Consider the following 14,708-nt stretch of genomic DNA (forward strand, 5'->3'; position numbering starts at 1 on the left):
CAAGGCCGGTAGGGCTCAGAGCCCGAGGAGCCCGGCCGCGGACTGGCCCAGCACGTCGGCACGCTGGGCACCGGTCAGGCCGGGCGCCGCCGCCACCCCCGCGACCGCCTCGGGATCGCCGGTGGGGAAGGGGTAATCGCTGCCCAGCAGCACGTGGTCACTCCCGGCGAAGCCGACCAGCCACGACAGCGACTCCGCCGAGTGGGTGAGCGAGTCGTAGTAGAGCCGCCGCAGCGCCGTGCTCGGCCGGACGCGGTCATCGGACCAGTCGGCCCGGAGCCGGGCGATCGCGTCGAGCCTCCCGGCCTGGTAGGGGAGGAACCCGCCCCCGTGGACGACGCACAGCCGCAGGCCGGGGAACCGGTCGAAGACACCCGCGAGGATCATCGCGGCGACGACCGCCGTCGACTGCGCCGGGTTGTCCACGATGTCCCCGAGCCGATCGACGCCGTCCAGCCCCGCCGGGGACGCCGCCCGCCAGGGGTGGAGCAGCACCAGCGCGCCCGTCTCGGACGCGGCCTTCCAGAGCGGATCCCAGCGCTCGTCGTCCAGCCCGGGGCCGGATCCGCCCGCCGCGAGCTCGCCGCCCGCGAACCCGGGCCGGGCCGCCGCGCGCCTCAGCCGGTCCGCCGCCGAAACGGGGTCGTGCCGGTCGAGCAGCGACAGCGCGATCAGCCGGTCGGGCCGCAGCGCCACGACCGCGGCCATGGCGTCGTCCAGGACGTTCAGGAAGCCGGTCGCGGCGGCGGGGGCGAGCTCGTCCGGGCTCAGCTCCAGCCACGGCGAGACGACCTGGACGTCCACGCCCGTCCGGTCCATCTCCGCGATCCGTGACCGCACGTCGGTGAGGGCGTCGGCGATGGGGGCGGTGACCCGCGCACCGAACCGGATGCGCCGGTCACCGGACAGGACGGGCGACTCCGGGCCGGCGGCGCCGCGCCCCAACTCGGCGAGCAACGCGGCCGGCACGGCATGCGCGTGGACGTCGACGACGCGTCCGCCGGCCCGAGCCGGGTGAGGGCTTGAAGTGGTCATCACGCTGTGAGATGGTAACGGAAAATTGAAAGCGCTTACAGGAGACGATGAGCATGCCGGATAGAAACGAGTCGGGTCCGCTGCACGGCCGGGTGGTGGCGGTCACCGGCGGCGGCCGCGGGCTGGGACGGTCGATCGCGCTGGCCGCCGCGGCCGCCGGCGCCGACGTCGCGATCGCCTACCGGGAGAGCGAGGCCGGGGCGAAGAGCGTCGCCGACGAGGCCCGCTCCCTCGGCGCCGAGGCGGACGTCCACCGCTGCGACGTGACCGACCGCGACCAGGTCTTCGCGTTCATCGCCGCGGCCGAGCGGCGGTTCGGCCGCATCGACGGCCTGGTCAACAACGCGGGCATCATGCCCGAGACGCCGTTCCTGGAGACGACCCCGCAGGAATGGGACCGCGTCATCGCCACCGACCTGACCGCCGCGTTCCACGCCAGCCAGGCGGTGCTGCCCGGGATGCTGGAGCGCGGGTCGGGCAGCATCGTGAGCGTGGCGTCCCGCCTGGGCCAGGTCGGCTGGCCGGGCGTCGCGCACTACGCCAGCGCCAAGGCCGGGCTGATCGCGCTCGCCAAGTCGATCTCCCGCGAGTTCGGGCAGCGCGGCGTCCGCGCGAACTGCGTGGCGCCCGGCGTCATCAACACCGACATGGGCCGGACGGTCATGGAGGGAGAGGTGGGCCGCAAGCGGATGGCCGAGCTGCCGCTGGGCCGGTTCGGCGAGCCCGAGGAGGTCGCCGACTGCGTGATCTTCCTGCTGTCGGACGCGTCCGCGCTGCTCATCGGCCAGACCCTCAACCCGAACAGCGGCGGGCTGATGCCATGAGCCCGTCCATCGGGACCGTCGAGGACGCCCTCGCCCTCGTTCGCGACGGCGCCGCCGTCTGGGTCGGCGGCTCGGGCGCCGGGCACGGCGTGCCGCAGGCCTTCATCGACGCCCTCGCGGCACGGTTCCGCGACACCGGCCACCCACGCGACCTGACCACCGTCCGCGTCGTCGGCATCGGCGACTTCGCCGACCAGGGCTTCTCCCAGCTCGGGCTGCCCGGCCTCGCACGCCGCACGATCGGCAGCAACATCGGCAACGAGCCTCGCCTGGGCACCCTCGTCGCGGACGGCGCGCTGGAGGCGTACTCGCTACCCCAGGGCGTGCTCTCTGCCCTGTGCCGCGACATGGCCGCTGGACGCCCCGGCCACATCACCCACGTAGGTCTTGGGACCTACGTAGACCCGCGGCAGACGGGCGGCAAGCAGAACCCGCGTACCACCGAGGACCTAGTAGAGGTAGTACAACTGGCCGGGCAGGAGTGGCTCCTCTACCGCGCGCTGCCCATCGACGTCGTAGTGCTGCGGGCCACCACGGCGGACGAGGACGGCAACCTCACCTTCGAGCACGAGCCGATCCTGGGCGACTCGCTCGCGCTGGCGATGGCCGCGCACAACAACGGCGGAAAGGTCGTCGTCCAGGTAGAACGCCTGGCGGCGCGCGGTTCGCTGCGCCCGGCGGACGTCCGCGTCCCCGGCGCACTGGTCGACCTCGTCTATGTAGACGCCGTCCAACGCCAGACCTACGCGACGGCGTACTCCCCGTACTACTCGGGTGAGCTGCGCGCCCCGTCCGCTGGCGTGGCGCCCTCGCCGCTGGACGTCCGGAAGGTGATCGCGAGGCGGTCGCTCATGGAGTTCCGCCGCGGCGACATCTGCAACCTGGGCTTCGGCATCTCGCAGCAGATCGGCTCCGTCGCCGCCGAGGAGGGCATCGCGGACGCGCTGACCCTCACCGTCGAGCAGGGCATCTTCGGCGGGATACCGGCCTTCGGCGGCGACGGCGGCGCGGGCCACGGCTACCAGGCACGCCTGGAACAGCCGTCCATGTTCGACTTCTACGACGGCGGCGGGCTCGACATCGCCAGCCTGTCGTTCGCGCAGGTCGACCGCTCCGGGAACGTGAACGTGCACGCGTTCGACGACCGTCCGCGCGGCCCCGGCGGTTTCATCAACATCAGCACCCGGACGAGGCGCCTCTGCTTCGTCGGCACGTTCACCGCCGGCGGCCTCCGCGTCGCCATCGAGGACGGCACGCTGACGATCCTGAGCGAGGGCCGCCACCGCAAGTTCGTGGACGCGGTCACCGAGATCAGCTTCAACGGACGCCTGGCAGCAGAAAAGGGGCAGGAAGTCAGATACATAACCGAACGCGCCGTCTTCGAGCTGACCCCGGAGGGCCTAGCGCTGATCGAGGTGGCCCCTGGCATCGACGTGCAGAAAGACGTCCTGGCCCACATGGACCTGGAACCGTCCATCCCCACCACCCCCGCCCTCATGGACGCGCGACTGTTCACAGCCGCCCCCATGGGCCTGGCGACCGGCCTCACAACTCAGGAGGCGGCGACATGACCGACCTCGTGCACCTGGTCCCGGGGGAATGCGCGGAGATCGTCCTGGACAACCCGCCGATGAACGTCGTGTCGCGCGACCTGACCCGCCAGCTGCGCGCCGCCCTCCACACCGTCGCGCGCGACTCCAACGTCAGAGCGGTGATCGTGCACGGCGCCGGAGGCAGGGCCTTCTGCGCCGGTTCCGACATCGCCGAGTTCCGCGACCTGCACGGCCGGGTCGCCGAGGACAAGCTCCTCCTGGAACGCCTGGTCTACCGCCAGCTCGCGCAGCTCCCGATGCCGACCATCGCCGCGATCGAGGGCCACGCGCTCGGTGGCGGCCTCGAACTGGCGCTGTGCTGCGACTTCCGGATCGCGACCCGCCGCTCCAAGCTCGGCATGCCCGAACTGAAGCTCGGCGTGACCCCGGGCAGCGGCGGCACCCAGCGGCTCCCACGCGTGATCGGTCTCGCACGAGCGAAGGAGATGATCCTCCTCGGCGAGCCGATCGACGCCGCCGGGGCCCTGGCGATCGGCCTGGTCACCCGCGTCGTCGACGACGGCCGGGCGGTGGACGCCGCCCGCGGCATGGCCGAGACCCTCGCCTCACGCGGCCCGGTCGCGATGCGCGTCGCAAAGAGGCTGCTCGACCTGTCGCTTGAGACCCCCTTGGAGGACGGCCTCGCCCACGAACTCGACGGCTCGGAAACCGTGTTCGCGACCGACGACGCCCTGGAAGGCGCAGCCGCCTTCCTGGCCAAACGCCCGGCCCGCTTCACGGGCAAGTGACAGGAGCAGACATGCGCACAGTCGCCCTCTTCGGCCGTCCCTTGCAGCGGCGGCATTCGGCGGTCATGCACAACGCGGCGTTCGAGGCGGCAGGCGTCGACGCCCGCTACGAGCTGCGCGAGGTGGACGAGGACGGCCTCGCCGCCCAGATCGCCGAGGCACGCCGCGACGAATGGATGGGTTTCCAGATCACCGCACCGTACAAACTGCTGGTGATGGACCTCCTGGACGAGATCGAGCCCGGCGCCCGGGCGATCGGCGCGGTCAACAGCGTCGCCGCAGCGCCCGACGGCCGCCTGATCGGCTTCAACACCGACGTCGTGGGCTTCATGACCGGCGTCCGCGACTGCCTGGGCGAGGACGTCCGGGGACGATCCGTGGTCGTGGCGGGCTCGGGCGGCGTCGGCCACGCCGCCGTCTACGGCCTGGCCACCGAAGGCGCGGGAAGCCTCACCGTCCTGGACCTCGACGCCGACATGCCGCGCCGCCTCGCAGCCGACCTGGGCGAGCTAGGCGACGCCGCCTCGATCGAGCCCCTGGCCTTCGACGACCCGCGCGCCCGCGACCGCCTGGCGGAAGCCGACCTGTTCGTCAACGCGACCTCCGTAGGCATGCTCTCCCCAGGCCCGGTGGTCGCCGTCGACCTCCTCGCCCCCTCCGCCGCAGTGTTCGACGTGGTCTACATCCCGGCCGAGACCGAGCTGGTGCGCCAGGCACGCGCCCGCGGGATGCGAGCGTCCAACGGCGACGGGATGCTGGTAGCGCAGGCCGCCGCCGCATGGTGCCGGTGGACGGGCCTGCCCGACCCGACCGAGACCATGCGCCGAGCCGTGGCCCCGCTCCTAGCCGAAGGAGACCCGCGCCCGTGACACCGCGAGTGGTGCTCGCACCAGACTCGTTCAAATCGACCATCACGGCAGCGAAGGCCGCCGAAGCAATGGCCGAGGGCTTCCGACACGTGCGCCCCGACATCGAGACCGAACTCCTGCCCCAAGCGGACGGCGGCGAGGGCACACTCGACACGGTCTTGGCCGCGCGCCCGGACGCGTCCGTCCAAACCACAACGGTGACCCTCCCGAACGGCCCGCGCAAAGCACGCTGGCTAACCCTCAACGACGGCACCGCAGTAGTAGAACTGGCCGAATGCTGCGGCCTACCACTCGTCGGCACGGCCGACCCAGCGGGCGCCGACAGCGCCCCACTCGGCACCGTCCTCCGCGCGGCCCTCCACGCAGGCGCCCGCAGGATCGTCGTCGGCCTCGGCGGATCGGCGTCCACCGACGGCGGCTCCGGCTGCCTGCGCGAACTCGGCCTCCGCACAACGGACCGGCACGGCCGCGACGTCCCACCCGGAGCGACCGGCCTCACAACCGTGACCGGCACCGACGCCACGAACCTCCTGCCCCCGCCACCGGACGGCGTACTCCTCCTCTGCGACGTGGACGCCCCCCTCTTCGGCCCACGCGGCGCCGCAGCCGTCTTCGCCCCCCAGAAGGGCGCGGACCCCGCTCTGATCGAGGTCCTGGACAACGCCCTACGCCGATGGGCGGACGTGATCGGCGGCTCTCCGGACGCCCCCGGCGCGGGCGCCGCAGGCGGCCTCGGATACGGCCTGTCCTCGTACTGGGGAGCGACGATGACGTCCGGCGCCCGGTACCTCTCCGACCTGAGCCGCCTCCCGGCCCGCATCCGCGGCGCCGCACTCGTCGTCACAGGCGAGGGCCGCCACGACGAGCAGTCCTACCAAGGCAAGATCACAGGCCACGTCATCGAACTAGCCGAGCGCCACAGCGTCCCGGCAGCCGTGATCGCCGGAACAGTAGCGACCGACCGCCCCGGCGTAACGATGCTCAGCCTCACCGACCTGGCAGGCTCAGAACACGAAGCGATGCAACACCCCGAACCCCACCTCCGCCACGCCGCCGAACGCCTCGCCGCCCGTCTCACGGCATGAAGGTCTTGACCAGCCCGGCGAAAATCTCCAGCCGTTGCAGCTGCGTGCCAGCGAGCGGGGAGCAGGCGGCCCTACTCGCGGCGGCCGCGCTGACCGGCGCGGCGCTGCTGGCCACCGCCGGTCTACGAGCGGCGTGTGGTCGCCGAGAACCTCGGCGCGGAGATTCCGGACGAGTCGTTCATCGTCATCGTCGGGCCGAACGCGTGCGGGAAGTCGACTGACGCCATCACGGTCGCCGATCTCGTCGTGCGGGGTCGCTATCCGCATCAGGGGCGCTGCGCCAGTGGTCCCGCGAGGCCGTGGTCGGCGCGGCCGTGGCCGCCGTCGGCCTCGCGGGTCGTGCCGGAACCGTCCCGTGCGGGCGGCGGAAGCGAGATGCTGGTGCCCGCAGGGGCCGGACGAGCCGTGAGGTGCGATGGTGGACACCGATGACCTGGACGACGACGGGGCCGTCGTGGTCAGCGGCCCGCTCGGGCCGCCGCGCCTGCTGCGGCCGGGCGACCGGCTGACCTTCGGCCGCGGCCCGGACGTGGACCTGCCGCTCGGCCCGGACGACCGGTGGATGTCCAAGCGGGCGGGGGAGATCTCCGTGGACGGGGACGGCGTCCGCGTCGTCAACCTGAGCCGCAAGCACGCCCTGGTGATCCAGAGTGGGGAGTACGAGCCGGGCGACACCGTCCCGCCGCTGCGTGAACCGGTGACCCTGCGGCCGAGGCTGCCCGAAGACCCCGCCGAGGCGTGCGTGCTGACGGCGGGCAGCGCGCTCGTCGGCTCGGCGCTAATGCTCCGGGAGCTCCGGGCGGTCCACGTCCGGCTGCCCGGACCGGGGCCCGCCGCCGGCCCCGTCCTTCCCGGCGGGAGCGGCAGCAGGTCGAGCACGGTGGCGGGCATCACGATGAACCCGGAGACGCGCGAGTTCATGGTGGCGCTGCAACTGTGCGCGCCGTGGCTGCGGAACACCGCGCGCGTGGACCGGCTCCCGACCGAACCCGAGATCGGACCGCTGGCACTGGAGTCCGTGGGCGAGACCTATCTCGCCCGCCGGGCGCGCAACGACCCGGAGTTGCGCGACCGGCTCCAGAAGAAGGTCCGCGACCATCTGAAGGCGCTGCGCAAGAAGCTGGTGGCGCGCGCCCTGCTCCCCAAGGAGGGGACGCTCGGCAACACCGCGATCGCCTCCACCATCCTCCTCTACGACATTCTCGGCCACCGCCATCTCGCCTTGTTCGAGAACGCGTACTGGAAACAGGTCCAGGCGAACCAGTGGGCGCAATGCCTGGAGTAGAGCGCGCTACTCCCTGATCGGGGAGCAGCCGGGATCGCCGCATTTCCCGATGCTGGAAAGCGTCCGAAAGGCGCGATCGAGCAGGAGGAACAATGATCCGGAGAGTACGGTTCCGCTGGGTGCGGGCCGCCGCCGGCGTCGTGGTGATCGACCTCGCCACCCGTCTCGGCCTCATCGCCGCGGCCGCCGCCATGGCGTTCGGCGCCGACGACGCCACCTTCCCCCTCGGCCACGATCCGGTACTGGATCGTGGCCGCCCTGAGCGCGGTGCCGCGGGCGGGCGTCGTGATGCACGTCGGCCGCGGGGGCGAACAGGAGTGACGCGCCGCCCGGCGCCGCGACGCGGCGCCGGGCAGCCGCCCGTCAGCGCCGGAGCCGCCGCAGCGTGAGCAACGCCGCGGCGCAGCCCTGCCCGGCGAGGGCGAGCAGGCAGAGCATCCAGATGGACGCCGAGTGCCGCCACAGCAGGTCCGGTGTGCCGGTGCCGTGCCCGAGGTCGACGGTCGCCGCGAGCGCGGCGAAACCCCACCGCGCGGGCAGCAGCACCGCGGCCCCCGCGAGCACGGGCTCGTCGGCCAGCGGCACCAGCCCGCCGCACAGCGCCATCTGTACCGCCGTCACCAGCGTGACGGCAGGCAACGCCCACTCGGAGCCGGGGACATGCGCGGAGACCGCCATGCCGAGCAGCGCGCACACGACCGCGGTCACGGCCAGCCCGGCGGCGACCTCCACGGTCGGCAGGCCGAGCAGGACCGCGTCCGCCGGTCCCGGCCGCACGGCGCGCAGCAGCAGCACGGCGAGCACCGCCTGGACGGCCGCCAGTCCGCCGAAAACCGCGGTCTTGGCCAGCAGGTACGCCTCGGGCAGCAGCCCGGCCGCCCGCTCGTGCCCGTAGAGCGCGCGTTCTTTCGCCAGGTCCCGCGCCGGTGGCAGCGCCGCGGCGGCCGCGACGCCGAGCACGAGCACGACGAGGACACGGCGGGCGCCGCCGTCGGGAACGGCCAGCCCGGACGAGTCGGCGACGGCGACCCCGAGCAGCACGAGCAGCGGCACGACGAGGACCAGCAGCGCCGCCTCGGCCGGGTCGGCGATCAGCAGCCGGACCCGGCGCCGCGCGAGCACACCGGCGTCGCGCAGGACGCGCCGCCGGACGGCCGGGTCTCGGACCACCGCCCCGGCGGGCGCGGGGGTTCCCTCCTCACGGGGGACCGGGCCGTCCCGCCCGCCGCCGTTCAACGGACGAGCCCCGCTCGACGGACCGGTCTCCGGCGTGCCCGCGAGACCGGACCTGGCGGCGGCGACCCGGGCCAGATCGTCGAACACGTCGGCCCAGGAGGTGGAGACGAACCGGCGGCGCAGCCCGGACGGCGGGCCGAGGTAGGCCTCGTACGCGCCGGGCGCCAGCACCAGCACCGAGTCGCACAGGTCGAGTTCGGACGGCTCCCTGGTGGTGATCAGCACCTGCCGTCCGGCGTCGGCGAGGCGGCGCAGCAACCGCATCATCTCGCGCGCCCGTCCCGGGTCGAGGCCCGCGAGCGGCTCGTCCACCAGCAGCAGCGACGGGTCGGTGATCAGCTCGGCGGCGATGCCGAGGCGGCGGCGCCGATCCTCGTCCAGGGCCGCCACCCGGCGCCCGGCGGCGTCGGCGAGCCCGGTCTCGGTGAGCACGCCGCGCACCGCCGCGGTCCGCTGGGCGGGGCCGATGTCGCGGGGCCGGCGCAGCTCCGCGGTGTAGGACAGCGCCTGCCCGACCGTCAGCCGCGGGTGGCCCGCGGGTTCGTGCGGCACGAGCCCGATCCTGGTGCGGACCTCGGCGTTGGCGTGCACGTCCTGGCTTTCGTAGCGGACGCGGCCCGCCGACGGGCGCAGCCGTCCGGCGAGCAGCCGCAGCAGCGTCGACTTGCCGCAGCCGGACGGGCCGACGACCGCCAGCAGCGAGCCACCCGCCAGCCGCAGCGTCAGCGTCGGCGCGAACGGCTCCCCGGCCGCCGCCGGGGCCACCGCGAGGCCGTCGGCCTCCAGCCCGGTGTCGGCGGTGCCGGGCAGGAAGTGCAGCCGGTCGGCGATCCGGACCAGCCGGGTCCGGCCGCAGGTCAGCACGTCCCCGTCCCGCAGCGCCGCGCGGGTCGCGCAGTCGCCGTTGACGAACGTGAGGTTGGCGCTGCCGAGGTCCTGGACGACGTGTCCCCGCGCCCCGAGAACGATCCGCGCGTGTTTGCGGGAGACGAGCGGATCGTCCAGCACGACGGTGTTGCCCCGGCCGCGCCCGATCGTCAGGTACCGGCCCAGCGGCACCGGATCGGGGAGCGCGCCCGCACCGTGGCCGCCGGTGGCCCCGGGCAGGGCGGACACGGCGACGAGTTCGACGATGGGCCCGTCGAGCGGGTCGCCGACGCGGACGGCGAGCCCCGCGCCCACCGGCCGCGCGCTGAGCGCGGTCTCCTCGTGCCAGGTGCCGTTCGCGGTGTCCAGATCGCGGAGCACCCAGCCGTCGTCGAACGCGAGCTCCAGGTGCCGGCGGGACACCCGGGCGTCGTCGAGCACGATGTCGCATTCGGCGCCGCGGCCGACCAGTACCCGGTCGCCGGGACGGAACGCGCGGGCCGTCCCGCCGGCGGTCACGGTAAGCCCGCCGGGCCCGGCGCCGGGCTCGCTCACCCGCCCGGCACCGGCGCGCTCGGGGACCCGCCGGGCGGCGGCGTGTACCCGGCGGCGGCGACGAGCTGGGCGTCGCCGAGGACAAGGGTGCCGCCGTCGCACCGGGAGGCGTCGCCGTGGCTGAACGCCCAGCGGATGCTGAGCCGCAGGACGCCGCGGACGTCCACGTCCAGGTCCTTGGCCTTCCCGAGCGTCACCGTGATCGACTTCAGCTTGCGGGCGTCGCCGTAGAACTCCACGGTGACCTGCGTCTTGGCGGACGCCGAGTTGTCGTCGACGCCGGCGAGGCCCTGCAACTGCGTGTAGTGCTGCCCGGGGTCGTACTCGACGCCACCGGCCTCGTTGCCGCACGGCGACCCCTCGACGCCGATCGCGTGCACCTGGACGTGCCCGGACAGCCGGTAGTTCGTGGCGTTGGTGCCGGTGATGGTGCCGTCGCCGGAGCTGGGTTCGATGTCGGCGAGGTACTGGATCGCCTGCTTGGACGAGATGGTCAGCGCGATCGTGGCGGGCATGTCGGCGCCCGGCTGGGGCTCCTGGGCGAGGACCACGCCGTCCGGGGAGTTGGGCGGCGCCTGTTCCCTGCGGATCTGCACGCCGACCGTCGGCGGAAGAAGCGCCCTCGCCTGCTGCTCGGGCAGCCCCACGAGGGCGGGAACCAGGCCCGGGCCGTAGGAGGGCCGGGCGCTGCTCTGCCCGGGGCTGGGCGCCGGAGAGAACTCCCCGCTCGGCGGCGGCGTGGCCGCGGCCGCACCCTTCCGCTCCGGATCGCCGGACCGCGTCGCGGCGTACGCGCCGCCGGCCACCGCGCAGGCCACGACGAGGCATCCGGCGGTGAACACGATCGCGCGCCGGCGCCCGCGGCCGCGGCGCTTACCAGCGCCGCCCGTGCCGCCCGCCGGGTCGCGGTGCGGGTTGCGGATGGACATCTCGGTCGCGGCGTCGCGCACGACGGGGACCGGTTCCGGCGGCTCGGTCAGGGTGGTGGCGGCGGGCAACTGGTCCAGGTCGCGCGCCAGCGCCTCCAGCAGGATCGCCACCCGTCCCGCCGGTCCCGGCCTGGCCTCGGGGTCCTTGGCGAGCAGCGCTTCGATCAGTTCCCACACGGGATCCGGGACGCCCGGCGGACGGCCCGGCCTGCTGCCGCCGTGGTGCTTCAACATGACCAGGGTGGACCGGTCGGCGAACGGGGTGACGCCGCAGCACATCTCGTAGAGCATGATGCCGAGCGCGTACAGGTCGCTGGCGGGCGTCGGCGGCTGCCCGTCGGCGAGTTCGGGCGCGATGTAGGGCGCGGTGCCGACGAGCATGGTGGACTTGCTGCCGGTCTGCTCGGCGATGCGGGCGATGCCGAAGTCGGTCAGCCGGACGGCCGGCGGGCTCCGGCGGTCGTCGAGCAGGACGTTCTCCGGTTTCACGTCGCGGTGCACGACACCGGCGTCGTGGATCGCGGCGAGCGCGGAGGCGGTCTCGGCGGCGACCGTGCACGCGTCGGCGGGCCGCATCGCCCCGTGCGCGGCCAGCGGCTTGCGCAGGTCGGACCCGGTCACCAGGTCCATCGCGATCGCGAGCGTGTCGCCCTCGACGACGAGGTCGTGCACCCGCACCAGGTGGGGATGCGCGACGTCGGTGAGGATCGACCCTTCCTGCAGGAACCGGTTCACCGTCTCCCGGTCGCGGGCGAGGGTGTCGTGCAGGACCTTGAACGCCAGCTTCTCCCCTTCATGGGTGCGTCCGCGCCAGACCTCGCCCGTGGCGCCGCGGCCGAGGACCTCTTCAAGGACGTATTTGCTGCCCAGAGGGCGTTCCACTGCGGACTCCTAGTGATCACAGTCAGGAGAGCAAAGAATCGGGTCATTTTCGCACCCACCGGTTTTCGCGGAGGTGTATCCCATTTCCTTGCCGATCGAATGGCCGACTGCGGCCATCAGAGGGATTATTAAATGCCCACTTTCTCGTATAAATCCGACAGTGCGGTGGAGAATGGTGCGGCGATGTTCACACGCCGGACGCCTCGTACACGACCCGTCAGAGCGCACGCGCGAACCGGTGCACCGCTCAGGCGAACCAGTGGACCGTGATGGTCCCGGGACCGTCGTCGACGTCGATCCACTCCGCCCGCCCGGCCGAGCCGCCGTCCGGGGCGGCGGGCAACGTCCTAACGTCGACCGTCACACCGGCGCCATGATCTTGTGGCCTCCTTGCGACACCGACACCCTGCCGCCGAGTACCGACCCACAAGTGCTCGGCGCGGGAACCTCTAGTGGCGGAACGAGTTTCCGGGCAGTGCCCAGCCCGGCCAGTGTTGTGGGCGTCAGGATGGGATGGTTATGGGCATTCGTCGCCGGATCAAAGAAGTCGACCCCGTGGTGCTGGTGGCGCTCGTCGTCATCGTCGTCGGCGCGTACCAGTTGTACGGCGCCATCGGCCGGGCCTCGCCGCTCGTGGATTTTGGAACCGAGGAGGAAGCGCGGCGGGCGGCGGAGGCGCGGCCGTACGTCTATGCCTGGTCCGGTGTGATCGGGCTTGGCGGTGTGGCGCTGCTTGCCGTCGGCAGGCGATACGCGGCGTTGCTGGTCGCACCCGCCGCCGTCTTACCGGCGGTCCTCCTCGCCTCCACGTCCGCGTCCATGGCCCTGCCGTTCTTCGCGGCCGTGGTCACCATTCCGCTCGCGGTCGGGGCGGGGGTCAGGGCGCTCCTCACGCGGAGGCGGACACGCTGACCCCCGGCATGAGGACGCCCGGTGTCACCAGTCTCGGGTGGCGACGAGTTCCTCCATATCGGCTTCGGAGAAGCCGTAGGTGGTGGCGATGAACCAGAACTCCTCTGCGATGAGTTCGCGCGCTACCGTCTCTAGCTCGCTGTCGGCTTCGAGGAATTCCTCCTCCAGGTCGTTGAATTCCTCGGTCGCGGCGTGTGTCAGCTGGTAGAGGGCTTCAAGGCTGTTCGGTGGGTCCGTTTCGATCTGTTCGCACAATCTCAGCAGGATGGCTTTTCCCTTGTCGACGAGGTGATCGGGGAAGTAGCCGTCGTCGTACATTCCCTTGAGGAACTCGTGCGCTAGCACCTTCTGGTTGGTCAGCGGCATGGCAGTCCTCCTGAGCCTTGGTGCGGGCTGAGGGCGCCGATCGTATTCGGGGCCACCGACAGCGGAGTCCGGCCTTAGGGGAGCGGGACGACGTGAGGGGCGATGCTGGTCAGTTTTTCGCAGGTCTCCTCGTATTCGCGTTCGGGGGTGGACGCGCCGACGATTCCGGCGCCCGCGCGGAGCCAGGCCTGGCCGTCGCGGTTGTAGAGGGCGCGGAGGACGAGCGCCGAGTCGAGCGCGCCGTCGTGGGAGACCGTGAGGACGGCTCCGGAGTACAGGCCGCGGTGCTTGTCCAGGCGGGTGATCGCCTCGATCGCGGCGGGCTTCGGGATGCCGGACGCGGTGACGCCGGGGAACAGGGCGTCCAGGGCGTCCCATGCCGTGCAGCCGGGGGCGAGGACGCCGGTGACGGTGGAGCCGAGGTGCTGCACGCTGCCGCGCTCCTTGACCGTCATGAACCCGCGCACCTGGACGGTCTCCGGGTCGCACACCCGGTACAGCTCGCGCTGGGACGTGTGGACGGACACGGCGTGCTCGTAGATCTCCTTCGGGTCCGTCTCCAGGTCGCGGCGGCCGCGGGCGTCGGCGTCGGTGCCGAGGCCGAACGCGCGGGTGCCGGCCAGGGGCTGGGTCAGGACGTGTCCGGCGGCGTCCACGCTCACCAGGACCTCGGGGCTGAAGCCGGTGGCCTGGAAGCCGCCCATGTCGAGCAGGAACGAGCGCGCCGGGGTGTTCGCGCGGCGGCCACGGACGAACGTCGAGACGATGTCGACGGGATAGGGCACCTCCAGCCGCCGCGAGACGATCACCTTCTGGTAGCGGCCGGCCTTGATCTCGGCGACGGCGTCGGCGACCTGCGCGCGGTACGGGCCGTCGCCGACCCGGACGTCGACCGGTGAGGGCGTGCCGGGGGTGGGGGAGTCCTCCGTGGTCTCGGCCAGGAGCAGCTTGGCGACCTGTTCGGCCTCCTGTGCGTCGACGGCCGTGATGTGGGCGCGGCCGTCCGCGGCGCGGACCTCGACGCGGGGGACGATCAGGTGCGCGAGCCGTCCCCGGGGGGAGGACGCGGCGAACTCGAACGCGATCCAGCCGTAGGCGTTCCAGGCCGGAAGGGGGACGTCGGCGAACGCCTCGCGCAGCGCGTCGGCGGGGCGTCCCTCCGTCCAGGTCCTGGTGACCGGGGGGCGGCCGGGCCAGTGGGCGTGCACCCGGTCGGCGTCGAGGACGACCTCGCCGAGCAGCCCGCCGGCGAACGTCCACGATCCGGATCTCTCGTAGACGACGTAGTCGCCGTACAGCCCCGATGCCGACAGCCGGGCCATCAGCGCGAGCGGGTCCGAGGTGTACTCGACGACCAGCTCGGCGGGGATCGTGTCAGTGCGCACAGCGAAGGACAAGGCAGCCAACTCCCTTTCGCGGGCCGGGAACGGTCCCAAACTTAGGTAAGGCTAACCTTGTAAGAATTTAGTAGGCAAGGCTAACCTAACCCAGGCCGAGCGAAGCCGACGACGGAGAGTTGAGC

Annotated in this window: 13 protein-coding genes; 8 read left to right on the forward strand and 5 right to left on the reverse strand. The window is 72.7% G+C overall.

Annotated elements, in window-relative coordinates; translation table 11 throughout:
* Window positions 1-15: 15 nt before the first annotated feature.
* Window positions 16-1,035, reverse strand: a complete 1,020-nt coding sequence (locus ACH34S_RS22205; RefSeq protein ID WP_395954645.1) for an amidohydrolase family protein — start codon at window positions 1,033-1,035, stop codon at window positions 16-18.
* Between the two features lie 53 nt (window positions 1,036-1,088).
* Here ACH34S_RS22205 and ACH34S_RS22210 point away from each other — a divergent pair, with 53 nt between their 5' ends.
* From ACH34S_RS22210 to ACH34S_RS22240, 7 genes are all read left to right on the forward strand, one after another.
* The gene (locus ACH34S_RS22210) at window positions 1,089-1,859 is read left to right on the forward strand and encodes an SDR family NAD(P)-dependent oxidoreductase (protein WP_395954646.1); all 771 of its coding nucleotides are present in this window, start codon (window positions 1,089-1,091) and stop codon (window positions 1,857-1,859) included.
* Window positions 1,856-3,430 (forward strand): acyl CoA:acetate/3-ketoacid CoA transferase, encoded by a 1,575-nt coding sequence (locus tag ACH34S_RS22215; protein WP_395954647.1) that lies wholly within the window; start codon window positions 1,856-1,858, stop codon window positions 3,428-3,430. The genes ACH34S_RS22210 and ACH34S_RS22215 overlap by 4 nt, the downstream gene beginning before the upstream one ends.
* The gene (locus tag ACH34S_RS22220) at window positions 3,427-4,200 is read left to right on the forward strand and encodes an enoyl-CoA hydratase/isomerase family protein (RefSeq protein ID WP_395954648.1); all 774 of its coding nucleotides are present in this window, start codon (window positions 3,427-3,429) and stop codon (window positions 4,198-4,200) included. Before ACH34S_RS22215 ends, ACH34S_RS22220 begins: the two co-directional genes overlap by 4 nt.
* Before the next feature lie 11 nt (window positions 4,201-4,211).
* A complete protein-coding gene (locus ACH34S_RS22225) occupies window positions 4,212-5,069 on the forward strand; it encodes a shikimate dehydrogenase family protein (protein WP_395954649.1) in 858 nt (285 codons plus the stop codon).
* Window positions 5,066-6,154 carry a glycerate kinase gene (locus ACH34S_RS22230; protein WP_395954650.1) on the forward strand — a complete coding sequence of 363 codons (1,089 nt, stop codon included), beginning with the start codon at window positions 5,066-5,068 and terminating at the stop codon, window positions 6,152-6,154. Before ACH34S_RS22225 ends, ACH34S_RS22230 begins: the two co-directional genes overlap by 4 nt.
* Window positions 6,155-6,569: 415 nt before the next feature.
* Window positions 6,570-7,439, forward strand: a complete 870-nt coding sequence (locus tag ACH34S_RS22235; RefSeq protein ID WP_395954651.1) for a hypothetical protein — start codon at window positions 6,570-6,572, stop codon at window positions 7,437-7,439.
* Between the two features lie 92 nt (window positions 7,440-7,531).
* Window positions 7,532-7,828 carry a hypothetical protein gene (locus ACH34S_RS22240; RefSeq protein ID WP_395954652.1) on the forward strand — a complete coding sequence of 99 codons (297 nt, stop codon included), beginning with the start codon at window positions 7,532-7,534 and terminating at the stop codon, window positions 7,826-7,828.
* Here the strand turns inward: ACH34S_RS22240 and ACH34S_RS22245 are convergent.
* Both ACH34S_RS22245 and ACH34S_RS22250 read right to left on the reverse strand, forming a co-directional pair.
* Window positions 7,803-10,097 carry an FHA domain-containing protein gene (locus ACH34S_RS22245; protein ID WP_395954654.1) on the reverse strand — a complete coding sequence of 765 codons (2,295 nt, stop codon included), beginning with the start codon at window positions 10,095-10,097 and terminating at the stop codon, window positions 7,803-7,805. The two genes, ACH34S_RS22240 and ACH34S_RS22245, sit on opposite strands and share 26 nt — an antisense overlap.
* Entirely contained in the window at window positions 10,094-11,908 is a 1,815-nt protein-coding gene (locus ACH34S_RS22250) for a protein kinase (protein WP_395954655.1), read from the reverse strand. Before ACH34S_RS22250 ends, ACH34S_RS22245 begins: the two co-directional genes overlap by 4 nt.
* A gap of 519 nt (window positions 11,909-12,427) precedes the next feature.
* On the opposite strand from ACH34S_RS22250, the gene ACH34S_RS22255 reads away from it, so the two are divergent.
* Window positions 12,428-12,820: a hypothetical protein gene (locus ACH34S_RS22255; protein WP_395954656.1), complete on the forward strand. Its 393-nt coding sequence runs from the start codon at window positions 12,428-12,430 to the stop codon at window positions 12,818-12,820.
* Between the two features lie 24 nt (window positions 12,821-12,844).
* Here ACH34S_RS22255 and ACH34S_RS22260 read toward each other — a convergent pair whose 3' ends face one another.
* Together ACH34S_RS22260 and ACH34S_RS22265 are read right to left on the reverse strand one after the other, a co-directional pair.
* A complete protein-coding gene (locus ACH34S_RS22260; protein ID WP_395954658.1) occupies window positions 12,845-13,186 on the reverse strand; it encodes a DUF5713 family protein in 342 nt (113 codons plus the stop codon).
* Window positions 13,187-13,260: 74 nt separating this feature from the next.
* Window positions 13,261-14,583, reverse strand: a complete 1,323-nt coding sequence (locus ACH34S_RS22265; protein ID WP_395954659.1) for a salicylate synthase — start codon at window positions 14,581-14,583, stop codon at window positions 13,261-13,263.
* Window positions 14,584-14,708 lie beyond the last annotated feature (125 nt).

Source organism: Actinomadura sp. 3N508 (assembly GCF_044326375.1).
Taxonomy (GTDB): domain Bacteria; phylum Actinomycetota; class Actinomycetes; order Streptosporangiales; family Streptosporangiaceae; genus Spirillospora.

Coding starts and splice junctions, on each gene's coding strand:
- ACH34S_RS22205 (WP_395954645.1), bottom strand. CDS start 1,035: ATGACCACTTCAAGCCCTCACCCGGCTCGGGCCGGCGGACGCGTCGTC.
- ACH34S_RS22210 (WP_395954646.1), top strand. CDS start 1,089: ATGCCGGATAGAAACGAGTCGGGTCCGCTGCACGGCCGGGTGGTGGCG.
- ACH34S_RS22215 (WP_395954647.1), top strand. CDS start 1,856: ATGAGCCCGTCCATCGGGACCGTCGAGGACGCCCTCGCCCTCGTTCGC.
- ACH34S_RS22220 (WP_395954648.1), top strand. CDS start 3,427: ATGACCGACCTCGTGCACCTGGTCCCGGGGGAATGCGCGGAGATCGTC.
- ACH34S_RS22225 (WP_395954649.1), top strand. CDS start 4,212: ATGCGCACAGTCGCCCTCTTCGGCCGTCCCTTGCAGCGGCGGCATTCG.
- ACH34S_RS22235 (WP_395954651.1), top strand. CDS start 6,570: ATGGTGGACACCGATGACCTGGACGACGACGGGGCCGTCGTGGTCAGC.
- ACH34S_RS22240 (WP_395954652.1), top strand. CDS start 7,532: ATGATCCGGAGAGTACGGTTCCGCTGGGTGCGGGCCGCCGCCGGCGTC.
- ACH34S_RS22255 (WP_395954656.1), top strand. CDS start 12,428: ATGGGCATTCGTCGCCGGATCAAAGAAGTCGACCCCGTGGTGCTGGTG.
- ACH34S_RS22260 (WP_395954658.1), bottom strand. CDS start 13,186: ATGCCGCTGACCAACCAGAAGGTGCTAGCGCACGAGTTCCTCAAGGGA.